Annotated in this window: 10 protein-coding genes; 8 read left to right on the top strand and 2 right to left on the bottom strand. The window is 70.9% G+C overall.

Annotation, left to right across the window (positions count from 1 at the left end; all coding sequences use genetic code 11):
• Positions 1-253: 253 nt before the first annotated feature.
• Positions 254-6,442, top strand: a complete 6,189-nt coding sequence (locus tag KY469_00915) for a PxKF domain-containing protein (GenBank protein ID MBW3661633.1) — start codon at positions 254-256, stop codon at positions 6,440-6,442.
• On the opposite strand, the gene KY469_00910 is transcribed toward KY469_00915, so the two are convergent.
• The gene (locus KY469_00910) at positions 6,415-10,227 is read right to left on the bottom strand and encodes an AAA family ATPase (protein MBW3661632.1); all 3,813 of its coding nucleotides are present in this window, start codon (positions 10,225-10,227) and stop codon (positions 6,415-6,417) included. The genes KY469_00915 and KY469_00910 overlap by 28 nt on opposite strands.
• A gap of 83 nt (positions 10,228-10,310) precedes the next feature.
• On the opposite strand from KY469_00910, the gene KY469_00905 reads away from it, so the two are divergent.
• From KY469_00905 to KY469_00885, 5 genes are read left to right on the top strand one after another with little or no spacing between them, the layout of a single operon-like run.
• On the top strand, positions 10,311-11,273 hold the full coding sequence (locus KY469_00905; protein ID MBW3661631.1) for a DMT family transporter: 963 nt from the start codon (positions 10,311-10,313) through the stop codon (positions 11,271-11,273).
• A gap of 8 nt (positions 11,274-11,281) precedes the next feature.
• Positions 11,282-12,151 (top strand): GNAT family N-acetyltransferase, encoded by an 870-nt coding sequence (locus KY469_00900; protein ID MBW3661630.1) that lies wholly within the window; start codon positions 11,282-11,284, stop codon positions 12,149-12,151.
• On the top strand, positions 12,148-13,257 hold the full coding sequence (gene menC / locus KY469_00895; protein MBW3661629.1) for an o-succinylbenzoate synthase: 1,110 nt from the start codon (positions 12,148-12,150) through the stop codon (positions 13,255-13,257). The genes KY469_00900 and menC overlap by 4 nt, the downstream gene beginning before the upstream one ends.
• Before the next feature lie 11 nt (positions 13,258-13,268).
• Positions 13,269-14,318 carry an ATP-dependent DNA ligase gene (locus KY469_00890; protein ID MBW3661628.1) on the top strand — a complete coding sequence of 350 codons (1,050 nt, stop codon included), beginning with the start codon at positions 13,269-13,271 and terminating at the stop codon, positions 14,316-14,318.
• Positions 14,315-14,683 carry a nitroreductase family deazaflavin-dependent oxidoreductase gene (locus KY469_00885; GenBank protein MBW3661627.1) on the top strand — a complete coding sequence of 123 codons (369 nt, stop codon included), beginning with the start codon at positions 14,315-14,317 and terminating at the stop codon, positions 14,681-14,683. The genes KY469_00890 and KY469_00885 overlap by 4 nt, the downstream gene beginning before the upstream one ends.
• Before the next feature lie 12 nt (positions 14,684-14,695).
• Here the strand turns inward: KY469_00885 and ligD are convergent, their stop codons facing one another.
• On the bottom strand, positions 14,696-15,865 hold the full coding sequence (ligD, locus tag KY469_00880) for a non-homologous end-joining DNA ligase (GenBank protein ID MBW3661626.1): 1,170 nt from the start codon (positions 15,863-15,865) through the stop codon (positions 14,696-14,698).
• Here ligD and KY469_00875 point away from each other — a divergent pair.
• Positions 15,852-16,010 (top strand): hypothetical protein, encoded by a 159-nt coding sequence (locus tag KY469_00875; protein ID MBW3661625.1) that lies wholly within the window; start codon positions 15,852-15,854, stop codon positions 16,008-16,010. The genes ligD and KY469_00875 overlap by 14 nt on opposite strands.
• 31 nt (positions 16,011-16,041) lie before the next feature.
• On the top strand, positions 16,042-17,190 hold the full coding sequence (locus KY469_00870) for an amidohydrolase (protein ID MBW3661624.1): 1,149 nt from the start codon (positions 16,042-16,044) through the stop codon (positions 17,188-17,190).
• Positions 17,191-17,194: the final 4 nt, after the last annotated feature.

Below are 17,194 nucleotides of genomic sequence, written 5' to 3'. Positions count from 1 at the left end.
GTGGTCGCACGACCTTCGGGCGCGCACCGCGCGATGTAGCCCGAGTGGAAACGTTCCCAGCGGTTCCGCTACCGCCTGCGAGCTTACCGGCGGTACGCTGCGGGCTAGTCCATCCGGGGGGGCGAGTCAACCCCGGAGCAGTGGGGGATCGCGCGGGGGGAAGTCGCACAGTCGTTGGGGGACGGCTGTGTCTGACGTCTCTTCGCCCTTCCTGGATCCGGTGCGAGGCCGTGCCGCAAGAAGGGGAACGACGATGGGCAAGCGGGGAACGGCTCTTCGACGCAGCGTCGCGATGCTCGCGACCGTGGTCATGGCGCTCGGGGCGGTGGTCGCCACCGGTGTGCCAGCGGCGGTCGCCGACCACACGCCGCCGCCGGCAGGGGGTCCCTACCGCGACCAGTTCATCGGCATGCACCTCGCCGAGAACAACCCCCTCCACGACCCCGAGTGCACGGCCACCGACTTCCCGGGAACGCGCTCGCTGCTCGGGGCGGAGCAACGGCAGTCGTTCGTGCCGTCGCGGGGCGCGCTGTCGCACGTGCAGCTGTGCCTGACCGCCAACTTCGACGGCACCTTCACCGTCGTGTTCTACGAGCCGGACGGCAGCGGCGGACTCGTCGAGCAGGGCCGCACGGAGGGCAGCACGACCGCCGGCACCCGCTTCGTCACCGTCGGCCTGCCCGCGGCGGTCGCCGCGAACGCGGGCCAGGAGTACGTGCTCGAGGTCCTCGGGCCGATCGCGGACTCCCCCTTCATCCTGGCCTGGCGCATGACCTGCTCGCCGGGGCTGCTGAGCAACGAGTGCCCGGCCGGTTCGCCGGACCTCTACGCGGCTGGCGTCGCGGCAGACGGGGCGTTCGGGGAGAACGCCGACTTCGGCTTCCGCACGCTCACGCCATCCACCGCGGACCTGACCGGCTCCATCGAAGCTGCCCCCCGCCACATCTGTCCCGACCGGACGTTCTCCGCGGACGTGACCATCACGAACGCGATAACCGACAGCGGCGGCTCCGAGATCCGACCCTCCCACTTCACGGTGACGCTGGTGGCGGGGCCTGCAACCGAGCCGCTCGCCCGCATCGCTTTGGGCCACCTCGGCCCCGGACAACAGGTGCGGCAGCAGGTCGACCTCGCCATCCCGGCGGCTGCGCTCGACGGGCACGATGGCCGCGCGCAGCTCCAGCTGACGGTCGACGCCGACGACGTGGTGGTCGAGGAGGACGAGACCAACAACACCGCGTCCGTCGAGACCGTCCTGACCTCGTGCGACCCCGTCGAGATCGCCTCGGTGGGTCTCACCGCGGACCGGAACGAGGTGCCCGCCGGTGTCGGCAGCATCCCGATCGAGTCCCTGCCGATCGCCGAGCTGTCCTTCTCGGGAGGCGATCTGGCCGCATCCCCCTACAACGACAACCCCTACAACGACAACCCCTACAACGACAACCCCTACAACGACAACCCCTACAACGACAACCCCTACAACGACAACCCCTACACGGACCGCAACCCGCTGCTCGCAGGAACGCTCAACACCTCCCCGGTCGACGCGTCGCGGACCTACCACGACGATCCTGCGAACGCGAGCTCGTTCCTGTTCGGCGCCCCGATCTCGGTCCTCGCGACCACGCCGCTCACCAGCGTCGGCATGGTCCGGCCCGGGGGGTGGCAGGCGGTGATCGACGACCACACCGAGGCCGCCTTCTCCGACCCCGCCGCCAGCCCATCGCTGAGTGGTGTCGCCATCCAGGACCTGACGCTGCTCGACATCATGCGCCTCGCCCCGCCCCCGTCGCCCCCGATCACCCACCTGGACATCGATGTCGATGCCAGCCCGCTCGGGGTCGTGACCGGCGGCGCCGCAGCGCTCGGCAGCACACCGCTCGCGAACCTGCGCCTGCCCGGCGACGAGGCGTGGTGCACGTTACTGGCGACGAACGGGGTCAGCTGCGCTGAACACGGCCTGGACCCCAACACCTCGACCCTGGTGACCGTCAACCTGCTCGGGCTCGACATGACCGCCATCCCCTGGGATGCGCTGACGTTCGACCGCATCGAACTTGCGCCCGCCTCGCCCCTGGGCGCCGTGTCGATGCAGATCGCCGCGCCGTTCCCCGGCTTCGACCCGCGCCTGACACCGTGGGCGTCCACTCCCGTCGCGGGCGAGCTCGCCGCGCTGGTGTCGTGCACCGCTTGCGGCACGCTCGGGCAGGTCGCGGAAGCGGATGCGTTCGTGGCGGGTACCACGTTCGCGGATCTGCTCGCCGCGCTGCCTGCCGCGGAACGCGCCCGCGCGACCGTCCACGACGCCCTGCGCGGCACGACCCACGACCTCGACGCGCTCCCCTTCGAGAACGCCGATCTCGGCTCGCTGCTGCTGTCGAGCTACGCGCAGGACGGGCCCTTCGTCACCTACTCACTGACGACCACGCCCTCCACGACAGGTTCCTCCCTGGTCGACCCCCAGCTCGCCGTGACGCTACCGCGCGGCTTCGCGTTCGTGCCCGGCTCCGCGGCCCTGGTGACCGCGGACGGTGCGGCGCGCCTCACCGAACCGGTCGACCCGCCCCGTGTGGGCGGGACGCGGCAGCTGCTGACCTTCACGACCGACCTGTACGTCGCGGCCGGCGACAGCGTCACGCTGACGCTGCAGGCCAACCCCGGACACGTGCTCGAGACCGGCACGGCGGCCGCGGAGGTCGCCGGGACCGATGCGCTGGGGAACGCCTACACGGCGAACACGGCCGAGTCGGCTCCGGTCACGGTGACGGAGCGGTTCGAGCCCAACGCGCCCGATGGTGACCCGTCGACGTGGACGACCCTGACGCCCGACGCGCTCAGCTTCAGTCACATCGCGCAGCCACACGAACTCGACACCTGGCTGATCCCCGTGCCGGCCGCCGGGTCGGAGCTGCGGATTGTGCTGAGCCACCTGCCGGGTGACTACGACCTCGTGCTGAGCGGGGCGAGTGAGACCGCTCTTGAGCACAACCCCTACAACGACAACCCCTACAACCACAACCCCTACAACCACAACCCCTACAACGACAACCCCTACAACGACAACGACGTGATCCCCGAGTCGACCAGTTCGGACGACCTGACGGACCCCGAGACGCTGCAGGACGTCCCCACCGACTCCGCGCCGTTCGAGCAGCAGGGCATCCGGGCGGTCAGCACAGGACGCGGCGACGGATCCGAATCCATCCACATCACCGCCACCTCGGGCGAGAGCGGCTTCTACACGCTGCAGGTCTCGGGCTACAACGGCGCCTCGTCGCCACTGCCCTACGTGCTCCGTTACCACGTCCGCAGCGCCAAGATCATCGGTCTGGGCGAGTGCCAGATCCCGCCGTTCGTGACCAGCACCGGGCACGAGGGGAGTCTGCCCGCCGTCGCGGACCTCGATCCCGCGACCAACACGCTGTTCCTGGTCAACCGCCAGCGTCTCACCGACCACTGGGGGATCGTCGACCGTGACGCGATCCTGTCCGCAGCGACCTCCGTTGCGGGGCGGCACGATCTCGGCGTGCGCGGGGCCATCGTCCCCGTGGAGGGCGACCCTGAGGTCGCTGCGGCGTACACGGCGTGGGATGCGAACCGCTGCGACCCACTGGCGGCGAACGCGGTCGCCGGCACTATCCGGGACGTCGTCCTCGACTACGCCTCACAGCTGCCGATCGAACACGTCGTGGTGATCGGCGACGACGACCAGATCCCCTACACCCGCATCCGGGATGGCGCTGGGCTGGGCAACGAGCGCGCCTTCCTGTCGTCCATCGTCGCCGACGTCGGCATCGCCGACGTCGACGGGGACCCCAGCAACGGCTGGCAGCCGGCGAACGGGACACCCCTCACGGTGGCGCTCCAGGCGGGGATGTTCCTGAGTGACGACCCCATCGTGAGCCCCCAGGCCAAGCCGTGGCTGGACCAGGCGGCCTGGGTCCCTGCGATGGGGCTCGGGCGACTGCCGGGCGACCCCGTCTCCACCGTCGCCGCTCTGGGACAGTTCGAGGGCAGCGAGGGTCAGGTCGACCCCGATGTGCTCACTCCGACGCACGCCGTGACGACGGGTTACCAACACCTGCTCGATGGTGGGACACAGACCGCGGACGACCTCGATGCCGCTCTGGGGATCGTCGGCGATCGACTACTGTCCGACACCTGGACGGCGGACGATCTCCGTACCGCGCTCGACGTCCCCGCTGGCGCTGAGGATGTCGTCGCCTCGCTGAACGGGCACTCGGACCACCGCCGGTTCCTGGCCGCCCACGGCAGCGTGACGCACGACTACACCGACACGTTCTTCACCGACGACCTCGCCGCGTTGCCCCCCGGCAGCATCGTCACCTCGATGGGGTGCCACTTCGGCTACGACCTACCGACCCAGGCGGGGAACGTACGTGACTGGGCCGATGCTGTCGCGGCACGTCGAGGGATCGTGATCGCCAACAGCGGCTTCAACTACGGCGACACCGACACGATCGCCGCCGGCGAGCTGTACAGCGTGCTCCTCGCTCGGAACCTCGACGGCTCCATGACGGTGGGCCAGGCGCGAGCGTTCACCTCCGCGCAGGTGTACGCCCGCGAAGGTGGACACGCCGCCGAGGCGTACAAGGCGATGCAGGGCATGCTGCTGTTCGGCCTGCCGATGTACCGGATCGCGGGAACGGAGACGACGTCTGGCGACGGGGATGGCACCGATCCGGGTCAGGCGCTGACCGCCAACCCCATCGCCCCACCGGCCACGACGACGCCGGTCGCCGACGACCCGGCAACGGGCCTCGGCACGGCGGAGCTCACGCTCGATCTGCGTCTCGTGGACGCACCGGGCGACTGCGCAGCCGGGGAGGACTGCCTCCTGCTCGTGAACGGTGACAACGGTGTGCACTTCGAGGTCATCGGACCGCACGGCTACGCCCCGATCGCCGTCACGGGAAGACCCACGGGCGCGCGAGCCATCCTCGACGTGACCGGCATCGATCCTGCGGGGCGCCGGGTACACGGCGCGGTGCTCACCGCGCTTGAGTCGCAGGACCTGTCCAACGACCCCGCGTTCGCTCGCGCGATCCTGTCCAGTGCGGACATCGAGCCCGAGCCGGAGGCGCTCGGGACCATCTACCCGACGCGGCCGTTGACCATCACCACGATCGACTCAGCGTTCGGTGAGCACCAGGTCCTCACCGTGCTGCCGTGGACGTTCCGCTCGACCGGCGTCGAGAACGGCGAGATCGTGGGTGACCTCCGTCTCGACACGCACCTGCGCATCCGGCTGCTGCTGTCCGACGCCACCACCAACCAGCCGAGCACGATCCAGCAGGTCGTCGTCGATCGCGACGGAGGCGACGCGGTCGTGACCGCCACCGTGGACACCGGCAGCGCGTCGACGGTCGCGTTCTCGGCGCTGCTGCGGGACCAGTTCGGCGACTGGCACCACGTCGACCTGTCCGCGAACGACGGCGGGACGACGTGGACCGGCCGGAGCCCGCTTCCCGGCGCCGACACCCGGCCCATCGAGGTGCTCGGCCAAGCGGTCAACGCACGGGGCGACGTCTCGTTCTGGCGGAACAAGGGCGACCTCGTCCCGTTGACCGAACCGGGCGAACTGGCGTTCAACCTCGCCGGTACTCCGGGGGCCAACGGGTGGTTCATCTCGGCCGTCACCGTGGAGCTCCCACCGCTCGACGGTGCTGTCTACGAGCGGCGGGACGCGGGGTCCGACACCTGGGTGCCGATCGAGGGCACCTCCTTCGTGGTCGACGGGGACGGCGTCCACGTGCTCGACATCCGCAGCTCGGAGGGCGCGTTGGCGGACGATGTGACGATCCCCATCGACGCGACGGGACCGTCCGTGTCAATCGAGTCCCCCGCCGACGGGGCCACGTACGCCCACGACGCCAGGATCGAGGTGGCGTTCACGTGCTCGAGCTTCGGACCCTCGGGTGAGGGCTCGTGCACCGGCGACCACCCCATCGGGGCGGTGCTCGACCTGCCGCCCGGGACGCACACGTTCACGGTGACCGCGACGGACGGAGCGGGCAACGTGACAACCACCAGCGCCACCTTCACGGTGCTGCCCCCTCCCTACGAGTTCGACGGCTTCTACTCGCCCATCGTGAACGACGTGTGGAACGACACGACCGCGGGATCGGCCGAGCCGATGAAGTGGCGCGTCTACCTCGAGGGTGTGCTCCAAGAGGACACCGGCATCGTGGTGCGCACCGACTGGCAGCAGGTCACCTGTACGACAGCGGTTGCAGACGCATCCTCCCTCGGTTCACCACAACCCGCGGCGTCGAAGAACAACCAGGATGTCTACATCACCGGCCGTCGGATGCAGTTCGACGCGATCGTGCCGTCCGTGGACGCGGGGACCTGTTGGCGCTTCGAACTCGGACTCGACGACGGCTCGACTCGTTACGCGTGGTTCCGGTTGCCCGCCTGAGCGAGGTCGGGCCCGACCGCGAGGACGAGCGGATCGATGACGAGTCCGAGCATCTCCGCACGCTCGGTGGCGGCAGCACGGAAGCGGGCTGACGCCTCATCGTCCTGGCCCCCCAGGCACCACGCAAGCAGGACGTCGGCCAACAGCAGCTCGTGGGTCGACTCGGCCGAGACGGCGCGGTCGCGGACCGCCCTGAGCTCGGTGCTCGCCGGGGCTCGTTCCTCCCACGCGCTCGCGAGGACCAGCGCCCGGCTCGCTACCACCGACTCAGGGTTCGCGTCGTTGCCGACCGCCTCCAGGACGTACAGCGCGTGTTCGCGGGCGCCCTCCACGTCGCCTCCGAAGCCAGCTGCTTCGGCCAGGCGCGCGCGCATCTCACGCGCCGGTTTCTCGAGCCTCGCTGCCCCGAGGACGCGATGGGCCTCCTCGAGAGTCGTGCGGGCGACGTCGTACTCGCCCCGCCGACTCGCTAGACGACCGAGGTTGCCCAACGACATGCCGATCCCGAGTTGGAAGCCGGCCGCTCGGTGCAGGCGGAGGGCGTAGTGGAACGCGTCCTCGGCCTCGTCGAACCGTCCCTGGTCGGACAGGATCTCGCCGACGTTCGAGATCGCGATGCCCGCACCCACCTCGTTGCCCGCAGCGAGCTTGAGCTCCTGAGCACGCGTCCACTGATCGCGGGCGCTCGCCCAGTCACCGTCGTGGTAGGCCGCTATCCCGATGTCGAGGTGGACGTTGGCCTGCCCGACGAGATCTTCTACGTCGCGGTAGAGGGAGAGAGCCGATCGCTGGTGCTCCGCGGCCTCGGGTTCGCCCTGAAGGACCCACGCGAGGACGAAGTGGACCCGGGCGAGCAGCTCCGGCGAGCCGAGGTCCTCGGCCTCCGGTAGGAGCTCGCGGACCCGTTGCTGGACCTCCCGCTTGCGTCCCTGGATTATGCGCACCTCGGCCTTGCGCAGCCTGACGCGTGCAGACAGTCGGCGCGACTCGGGATCGACCCGGCCCTCGAGGGCCCGCTCGGCCCGCGTGTACCAGCGCAGCGCCTGCTCGAGGCGACCTTCGCGCTCACGCACGATCCCCGAGCGGTGCCACAGCGCCGGGCGTCGATCGGGTGCAGCCATCCGGCGGGCTCGTCGGTAGGCCTCCTCAGCGCGCCCGTAGGAGCCAAGCAGCTCCATCAGGTCACCAAGTTCCTGCCACGCATCGGCGACCTCGTCCGGGTCGAGGTCGGGTACACGACCGCTCGACTCCAACGCCCACCGCAGCAGTCGGGCCGCCTCCGCCGGGGCGTAGCGGGCGCGTGCACGCTGGGCGGCCACGCGGTTGTACTGCCACGACTTCTCGTGGCGCCCCGCCCGGTGGTAGTGCAGAGCGAGGCTCTCGGCGACCTCCTCGGGTGCGTCGAGGTGGCGGGTCTCGATGACGCGCCCCGCACGGTCGTGCAGCTCGCGCCGACGCCGGTAGGGCAGGCCCGCGTAGGCGACCTCACGGTACAGGTCGTGCTCGAAGGTGTACTCCCCCGGGGCGTCACGGCGAACGAAGCGCTCCAACTCATCGAGGTCCGCGTCGCTGACCTCCGCGCCGGTCACCGACCGCAGCAACGACAGGTCGAACGCCCCACCTAGCAGCGCGGCGTGCCGCAGCAGCTCGCGGTGTCCCGGCGCGAGCTGGTCGATGCGGGCGGCGATCAGCCGTTCGACGGTGTCGGGGACGTCGTCGCCGGTGCCCTCGAAGGCCAGCAGCTCCTGCAGGAACAGGGGGTTGCCGCCGGCTCTACTCGCGAGCTGGCGGGCGGCGTCGAGCGTGACCAGTCCCCGCGCAGCGGCTTCGTGAGCGAACTCCTCGACCGCCTCCTCACCGAGAGGTTGCAGCTCGATCACCTCGTCGACCAGCTCGTCGAAGGTCACCTCGCGCGAGGTCACGACCAGCAGCCAGTCGGTCTCGGGGATAACGGCGCGGATGAGGTGCTCGAGCAGCTGGCGGGAGGCGTCGTCGATCCAGTGCACGTCCTCGATCCGGACGATGCTGCGTTCGGGGAGCACGGTCGTCAGCAGCTCGCCGATGACCGACCGCAACCGTGTCGCGCGGAACTGCGGGTCGAGGGCGGCGACCTCGGGACCCTCGTCGACCGCGATGTCGACGACGCTGCCGACGAGCGCTGCCCACGGGACCAGGTCCGGGGTCAGGGTCTCGAGACGCCGCGTGAGTTCGTCGCCGCCGGCGTCGTCCGAGAGCTCGAGGACGAAGCGGACCAGGCCCCTGAACGCGAAGTACGGCGTGTTGGACTCGTAGCTGGCGCAGTGCCCGTACCGCAGGCGAAGCTCCGGGTGGCGGTCACGCAGCTCCCCCAGCATCCGCGACTTGCCGATGCCGGGCGGTCCGACCAGCTCGACCACCCGTCCCCCGTCGGCGGTCGCCGCGATGTGCTCGTCGAGCCTGGCGATCTCGCGACCACGACCGATGAGCGGAACGCGGTGGGTCTGCTCGATGCGCTGGCCCCGCGGCTCGCCGACGATCACAGCCTCGATGGGATCGGTCTTGCCCTTGACGTGGAACGCCGGGACCGGTGTGGAGGCGAACCGGGAGCGGGTCGACTCCAGCGTGGAGGCGGTCGTGATGACGTGGCCGGGATCGACGGCGTAGGCGAGCCGCGCGGCGAGGTTCACGGTGTCGCCCATGACGGTGTAGGTCAGGCGGTAGGGCGGCCCGACGACGCCGGCGAACAGTGGGCCGGGGTTGACGCCGATGCGGACGGCGAGCCGACTGGGACTCGACACGATCTGGCGTGCGGCGCGGAGGATGCGCTCGTCATCGTCGTCGTGGCCGACGGGGGCGCCGGCGACGAGGATCAGCTTGCCCCCACCCTCCGCGACATCCGAGCCGAGGAAGGTGATGTCGTGCTCATCGCAGGCAGCGGCGGTGCGTCGCACGAGGTCGTCGAGAACTTCCGCGCACGCCGCTGGCCCCTCGGTGGTGATGAGGTCGTCGGTGCCCTTGAACGCGAGGAAGGCGACCACCGCCTGACGATGCTCAGCGCCCCCTCCGCCGGCCTCGAGGAAGCGACGCAACCCCGTCGGCAGCAGGATCGATGCGGCGTCAGCCGCGGCCTTGGGGGCGAACACGTCGTGGGGGACGCGGGGCGGCGTTGGCATCTCGGTCAGCAGCGACCCCCCGGCGCGGCCAGGGACGAGCAGATCGGTTCCGAGGTGCGCTGCGGTCTCGGGGGAGACCATCACCTCGCCCTGCTCGGCCGCGCCCTCGAGCTCGACCACACGGCTAGAGGCGGGTCCCGCGACGACCAGCTCTAGGTGCGAGTCCCCGACGAGGAAGAAGTCGAAGCGGCCGCTGTGCGCCCCGACGGTCATCCCGAGCCGGACCTTGCCCGCCATGGAGTCGAGCTCGCCGAGCTCGCGGAGCTTGCGGCGCATGCCGGCTGCGGAGTGAGCCGCACGGAGCTCGTGGTTGTCCCCGACGAACAGCAGCAGAAGCGCGTCACCACCGAACTTCAGCAGGCTGCCGTCGTTCTCGTAGGCGACCGCGAGCAGGCGCGTGAAGACGTGCTGGAGCAGGTCGGTGATCTCCTCGGCCCCGACACGGCCGAACGACGCGAGACGCTCCGACAGTGCCGTGAAGCCGGAGATGTCGACGAACACCATCGAGGCGTCGAGGGCCGTATGCCGTGGATCTTCTCCCGCGACCGTCTCCCAGTGCAGGGACAGGCGCGGCACGTAGACGCTCAAGTCGGTGACATCCGACGTCGCGGTGTGCACCTGCGGAACCGACACCTTCGAACCCCCTCGCCCCGAGGTGAACGGTAGCTGGGGGCGCCGGCTGGGAGGGCGTACCGGTGCCGGGGTAGCTTCGGCCCGTGACCCGCTTCCGCGAGACCCCCCTCGGCGACCGGCTGCGCACCCACGCGCGTCCGGTCCGACGTGTCGCGTCGCGGCGCCCGCTCGCGCTGATCGCTGTGGGGACGGTCCTCTACGCGACCGGACCGGTGATGGTGCGCGGCTCGTCGGTGTCAGGTCCGGTGTTCTCGTTCTGGCGTCTCTGGATCGGGGTTGCGGTCCTGGCGGTCGCGGCGACGATCCACGTACGCGCCAGCGGTCGGCGCCTCGATCCCGTCGCGGTGCGGGCGGCCGCGGGCGCGGGAGTCGTGTTCGGCCTGCACCAGCTGGCGTTCTTCACCGCGATCAAGCTGACCTCGGTCGCGGACGTGACGCTCATCGCGACCCTGTCCCCCATCGTCACCGGGGCGATCGCGCTGCCGATGTTCGCCGAGCGCCCCGCCCGCGGGTTCTGGGCGTGGTCCGTCCTCGCGATGGTCGGTGCCGGCACGGTGGTCGGAGCCGCCGGGCTCTCGGGCGATGCCGACGCGGTCGGGTTGACCCTGGCGCTGCTCAACGTCGCGCTGTTCGCCTACTTCTTCCTGCTGTCGAAGCGACATCGAGCGGCCATCGACGTGCTGCCGTTCCTCGCGATCGTGATGCTGGTCGGGGCGGTGACCGTCAGCACGTACGTCTCCGCGACCGACGCCGCGATCGGCACGGTCACGCGCACCGACCTCGTCCTCGCCGCCGCGACCGCCATCGGACCCGGCTTCATCGGTCACTTCGTCATGACGTGGCCGCTGGCCTACGTACCGGCCAACGTGCCGCCGGTGTTCCGCCTGGCGACGCCGTTCCTCGCGGGCGGCCTGGCGTGGCTGTTCCTCCACGAGCCCATGAGCGCCCGCCACCTCCTCGGCGGCCTGCTGACGATCGGCGGGGTGTTCGGGGCCATCCGGTCACGGGCCGGGAGGGAACTGCTGGCCAGTGAACGCGGCGCTTGACTGTCCCCATGGATCCCGAAGGTGTCGCCGCTGCCCGGACGGTCGCCGACGAGGCCGCCGAACGAGCCCACGTCACCATCCGCGACCTGCACGACGTGTCCGAGCACCGGGCGGCCTCGCGCCTGTTCGACGAGGTGTGGGGCCGTGACGTCCCCGTCCTCCCCACCGAGGTCATCCGCGCCCTCGACCACGCCGGGAACCAGGTGAGCGGGGCGTTCGACGGCGACCGCCTCGTCGGGGCGACGGTCGCGTTCTCGGGCATCGACGAGGACGGCCACCTGCACCTGCACAGCCACATCACCGGCACGACCGGGACGGGGCGCGGGGTGGGCTTCGCGCTCAAGCTGCACCAGCGCGCGTGGGCGCTCGAGCGCGGCATCGACCGGATCGTGTGGACCTTCGACCCGCTCATCCGTCGCAACGCGTACTTCAACCTGGTCAAGCTCGGGGCGCACCTGGTGGGCTACCACCTGGACTTCTACGGTCGCCTGGACGACGAGCTCAACCGCGGTCAGCCGACGGACCGGGGCGCCGTGACGTGGCGCCTGGACGACCCACGTGCCATCCGTGCCGTCTCCGGACACGCCAGCGAACCGCGCATCGACGCGCTGCTGACGGCGGGTGCCACGGCCGTGCTGCAGGTCGGTGACGGCCAGGAACCCCTCCGTGACGAGCCGGGGTCCGACCCGCTGCTGGTACAGGTTCCGGAGGACATCGAGACCATGCGCCAGGACGACCCCGAGCTGGCGACGCGCTGGCGCATGGCGTTGCGCGGCGTGCTGGGTGAGGCGCTCGGTTCCGGCTACCGGGTCGCGGGCTTCTGCCGCGACGGCTGGTACGTGCTCACGCAGCGGGGGCTCGAGGAGCTGCGCCCGTGAGGATCGAGACGGTCGAGCTGGTCCGTGTCGCGATGCCTCTCGTCGCCCCCTTCCGGACCTCGTTCGGGGTCCAGCACTCCCGCGATGTGCTGCTCGTGCGCGTGGTCGGCGACGACGCCGAGGGCTGGGGCGAGTGCACCACGCCTGACGCACCGATCTACTCGTCGGAGTACACCGACGGCGCGGCGGCGGTGCTCCGTGACCACCTCGTGCCACGGCTGCTCGCCGCGGGAGAGGTCGCAGCGCCGGAGGTCGGGTCGGTCCTGGGATCGGTGCGCGGGCACCGGATGGCGAAGGCCGCGCTGGAGCTGGCTTTGCTGGACGCGGAGCTGCGAGCCGCCGGCAGCGACCTTGCCGCCAGTTTCGGGGCGGTGCGGGACCGCGTCCCCGCCGGCGTCTCCGTCGGCATCCCCGAGGGCGGCGTCCCGGAGCTGCTCGACGTCGTCGCTGGTCACCTCGACGAGGGCTACCTGCGGGTGAAGCTGAAGATCGAGCCGGGCTTCGACCTCGAACCCGTCGCAGCGGTGCGCGAGCGGTTCGGCGAGACGGTCGCGCTCTCGGTCGACGCCAACACGGCCTACCGGCTCGACGACACCCCGCAGCTGGTGCAGCTCGACGCGTTCGAGCTCTCCTACGTCGAGCAGCCCTTCCCACCCGACCACCTGATGGACCACGCGCGTCTCGCCGACGTGCTGACCACGCCCATCTGCCTCGACGAGTCGCTGGTCTCCCCGACCGCGACCGCCGACGCGATCACCGCTGGGGCCTGCGAGATCGCCAACCTCAAGATCGGTCGCCTCGGCGGCTTCCTGGCCGCGGTGGCCACCCACGACGTCTGCGTCGAGCGGGGCGTACCCGCGTGGGTCGGTGGGATGCTCGAGACCGGGATCGGCCGCGCCGCCAACGTCGCCCTCGCCGCGCTGGCAGGGGTGACGCTCCCCGGAGACACGTCCGCGAGCGACCGCTACTGGGCCACCGACCTCACCGAGCCGTTCGTCCTCCGGGGCGGACACCTCTTAGTGCCCGATGGTGCGGGGATCGGTGTCGCCCCGCTCCCCGACGTGCTCGCTGAGATCGAGACGGGGCGCGAGGTGCTCCGCGCGTAGCCTGGCGAGCCATGGACCTGCCCGTCACGCCACCGATCGAGCCGATGCTGGCCAAGCTCGTGCGCTCCTTCCCGACCGGGGAGCTGCTCTACGAGCCCAAGTGGGACGGCTTCCGCTGCATCGTGTTCCGCGACGGCGACGACGTGTACCTGCAGTCGCGCAACCAGCGGCCGTTGCTGCGCTACTTCCCCGAGCTGGAGGCGCCGCTCGCCGCGAACCTGCCCGAGCGGGTCGTCGTGGACGGTGAGGTGGTCGTGGCGACGGGCGGGGCGCTGGACTTCGACGCGCTCCAGCAACGCATCCACCCGGCCGAGTCGCGGGTCGCGATGCTGGCCGAGCAGACCCCGGCGAGCTTCGTCGCGTTCGATCTGCTCGCCCTGGACGATCGACCCCTCCTCGGCGCCCCGATGCGCGAGCGGCGCGCCCTGCTCGAGGACGCGGTGTCGAGCGCGAGCCGCCCCGTGCACCTCACACCGGCCACCTTGGACCCCGACGAGGGTCAGCGCTGGTTCAGCGAGTTCGAGGGCGCCGGTCTCGACGGCGTGATCGCGAAGCCGCTCACAGGGATCTACGAGCCGGGGAAGCGCACGCAGTTCAAGGTCAAGCACCAGCGCACCGCGGACTGCGTGGTCGGGGGGTTCCGCTTCCACAAGGACGGCGACGGCATCGGGTCGCTGATGCTCGGCCTCTACGCCGACGACGGCTACCTCCGTCACGTCGGCGTCGCCTCGAGCTTCAAGGCCGACCTCCGCCGGGAGCTGGTCGACGTCGTCGCCCCGTACCGCGAGGACGCCGAGGAGGACCACCCCTGGATCTTCCAGGACGGCACCGACATCACGCCCCGCGGCGGCAACCGCTGGAACGCCGCCAAGGACACCAGCTGGGAGGCGCTGCGCCCCGAACTCGTCGCCGAGGTCGCCTACGAGAAGCTCGAGAACGACCGCTTCCGGCACACCGCGCGGCTGCTGCGCTTCCGCGTCGACAAGGATCCCGAGCACTGCACCTACGACCAGCTCGAGGTGCCGACGCCGGAGGTCATCGCGACGGTGTTCGGCTCATGAGCGCGGAGAGCGAGCTGGCGGCGCGGGCGGAGGAGCCGTTCGCGTACCTGACCACCGCGGGGCGGGTGACCGGCGTCCCGCACACGATCGAGATCTGGTTCGCCCTGCGCGGGATGACGGTCTACCTGCTGTCCGGAGGAGGCGAGGACAGCGACTGGGTCCGCAACCTCATCACTCACGCCGAGGTCACCATCCGCATCGGCGAGGTCGCTTACCGCGGGCGTGCCCGGGTGGTCGAGCGGGAGCGGGAGGACGTGCTCGCCCGCAACCTCGTCCACGCCAAGTACGCCCCGCGCCAGGACGGCGACCTCGACCACTGGCGCGACCACGCCCTCCCCGTCGCCATCGACCTCGACCGCCCCTGACGTCTCTCCGGGTCAGTCGTCCGCGGCGCGGCTCGGTTGGACACGCTTGGGCTCGCGGGCGCCCTTGGGGAAGTGGGGGGGCCACGGGGCGTCAGGTATGCCGGCGTCCTCGTGCTCCTGGGCCAGCGCGAGCAGCCCGTCGAGCGGCGAGAGGCTCGCATCGAGCTCGGCCATCGGATCGCCCCGCTCCGCCAGGACCTCCGTCGCCGTCAGGACCGTGTACGCGTCGGGCTCCACCGCCCCGACCTCGCTCCAGTCCACTGGCATCGAGACCCGGCCCTCGGGTACGGGGCGCACCGAGTAGGCGCACGCCATCGTGCGGTCCCACAGGTTCTGGTTGTAGTCGAGGAAGACGCGCTGCCCGCGCTCCTCCTTCCACCACGACGCGGTGACGAGGTCCGGGGCGCGGCGCTCGCAGTCGCGGGCCAGCGCGACCGCGGCCCGACGCAGCGTCACGAAGTCGGTCGGGGCGACGCGGACGAGCACGTGGATGCCCCGTGAGCCCGAGGTCTTGGGGAACCCGCGGAGCCCGTGGTCCTCCAGCGCCTCCTTCACCACGAGCGCAGCCTGTCGCACCGCGTCGAACGCCACCCCTTCCATGGGGTCGAGGTCGATCCGTAGCTCGTCCGGGTGGGCGAGATCGGGGCGTCTCACAGCCCACGGGTGCACGCTCAGCGCCCCGAGGTTGGTGGCCCACACGACCTCCGCCATCCCGGCCGGGCACAGCTCCCGTGCGGTGCGCCCCGACCCGAACGTGACCTCGACCGTCTGCAGCCACGGCGGGGCGTTGTCGGGGATGCGCTTCTGCATGAACTGGCTGCCACCGACACCGTTGGGGTAGCGCTCGAGGTTCAGCGGCCGATCGCGGCAGTGGGGCAGCAGTGCCTCCGCGACCTCGAGGTAGTAGGTGACGAGGTCGAGCTTGGTGACCCCGACCTCGGGGAAGTAGGGCTTGTCGGGGCTCGAGATGCGCACCGAGCGCGCACCGACCTCGACCTCGACCGCCTCGGAGCCCGACACGGACCCTCCTCGTGACCGGCGCCACGCTACCGCGCCCCGTCCGTGGGGCCAGTCAGGGCGCGAACGGTGTCCAAGCAGGCGGGTCGTACGTACTTCGAGGTGGTGGGGTACCGACGTACCTTCTGTGTAGGAGTTGAACGAGGAAGCTGTGACCTGCCCCATCTGCGCTGGCGAGGACGCTGGCGATCAACTCGTGGAGCGCAGCGTCCACGTCTTCTGTTGCCCCGACTGCCTCCCCCACGTGGCCGCGACCTTCGCCGCGTACGGTAAGGGCGACGACCAGGATCATCCCGAGCTCGTCGTCTGACCGACCGCACGGGGCTCTACGCTCGGCGGTCATGGACATCATCGACGCCGACAGCCACCTCTACGAGCCGCGGGACTGCTGGTCCGACCGCATCGACCCCGCCTCGCGTTCCGACGCGGTCGCCATCGAGGACGACGAGCTGGGCTACGCGTGGATCACGTGGCGCGGCGAGCGCATCCACCTCGCCGAGGTGCAGCACCCCGGGCGGATCGCCGAGCTCGGCGAGCAGCGCAACCGCCAACGCGCGGGGGAACCCGCCGAAGCCCGTTACGACGAGCTGCTCCCCGCCGCCTACACCGACCCCAGCGCACGGGTCGGCTGGCTGGACGAGCACGGTCTCGACGGCAGCGTGCTGTTCCCCAACCACGGCCTGCTGTGGGAGGGCACGCTGAACGCCGACGTCCCGGCGCTGACCGCCAACCTCACCGCGTACAACCGCTGGGCCACGGAGGTCGCGCAGGAAGGCGCCGGGCGGCTGTTCCCGGTCGCGCACCTCACCCTCCGCGACCGCGACTGGGTGATCGACGAGCTGAAGCGGCTCGGCGACGCGGGCATCAAGATGGCCATGGTCGCCCCGTCGCCCGTCGACGACGTGCCGCTGCACGACGCCTCGCTCGACCCGGTGTGGGCCGCGTTCGCGGAACACGACGTCGCGGTCACGTTCCACGTCGGGGCGCACCGCCGGCCGCTGGACCCGGTGTGGTACCGCGACGACACCGACCCGGTGAACTCCCTGCTCGACACCGTGCTCCTGTGGGTCGCGCCTGCGGCCGCCCTCACCGACCTGATCGTCTACGGCGTGCTCGAGCGGCACCCGTCCCTGCGGATCGCGGTCATCGAGCTCACCGCTCACTGGGTCCCGCAGTGGCTGCTGATGCTCGATGGAGGCATGGGCTTCTTCAACGCCCTGATGGGCCGGCCCCCTGTCGAACTGCCGCACGCGTACTCGGACTACTTCCGGCGCCAGGTGAGGGTCGGGGCGCTCGCCTACGAGCAGCCGGCGCGGCTCATCTCCGACGTGGGCGACGACACGTTCATGTTCGGCTCCGACTGGCCCCACGCCGAGGGCATCGCCGACCCACTCGGGACCTACGAGGCGGCGAACCCGGGCATCGCGGGGCGCGCCCGCGAGCAGCTCTACGGCGGCAACGTCCGCTGGCTCCTCGGGCTGCCGAGCTAGTGAT

The organism is Actinomycetota bacterium, from assembly GCA_019347575.1.
In the GTDB taxonomy this organism is placed as follows: Bacteria; Actinomycetota; Nitriliruptoria; order Nitriliruptorales; family Nitriliruptoraceae; genus JAHWKY01.
Note: the sequence above shows the minus strand (reverse complement) of the source record. Positions and strands in the feature narration are given on the sequence as shown.

Bases quoted from the DNA above. Each gene is read 5' to 3' on its own strand.
- KY469_00870 (MBW3661624.1), top strand. From the start codon at position 16,042: ATGGACATCATCGACGCCGACAGCCACCTCTACGAGCCGCGGGACTGC.
- KY469_00885 (MBW3661627.1), top strand. From the start codon at position 14,315: ATGAGCGCGGAGAGCGAGCTGGCGGCGCGGGCGGAGGAGCCGTTCGCG.
- KY469_00915 (MBW3661633.1), top strand. From the start codon at position 254: ATGGGCAAGCGGGGAACGGCTCTTCGACGCAGCGTCGCGATGCTCGCG.
- ligD (MBW3661626.1), bottom strand. From the start codon at position 15,865: ATGGGGCAGGTCACAGCTTCCTCGTTCAACTCCTACACAGAAGGTACG.
- KY469_00890 (MBW3661628.1), top strand. From the start codon at position 13,269: ATGGACCTGCCCGTCACGCCACCGATCGAGCCGATGCTGGCCAAGCTC.
- KY469_00900 (MBW3661630.1), top strand. From the start codon at position 11,282: ATGGATCCCGAAGGTGTCGCCGCTGCCCGGACGGTCGCCGACGAGGCC.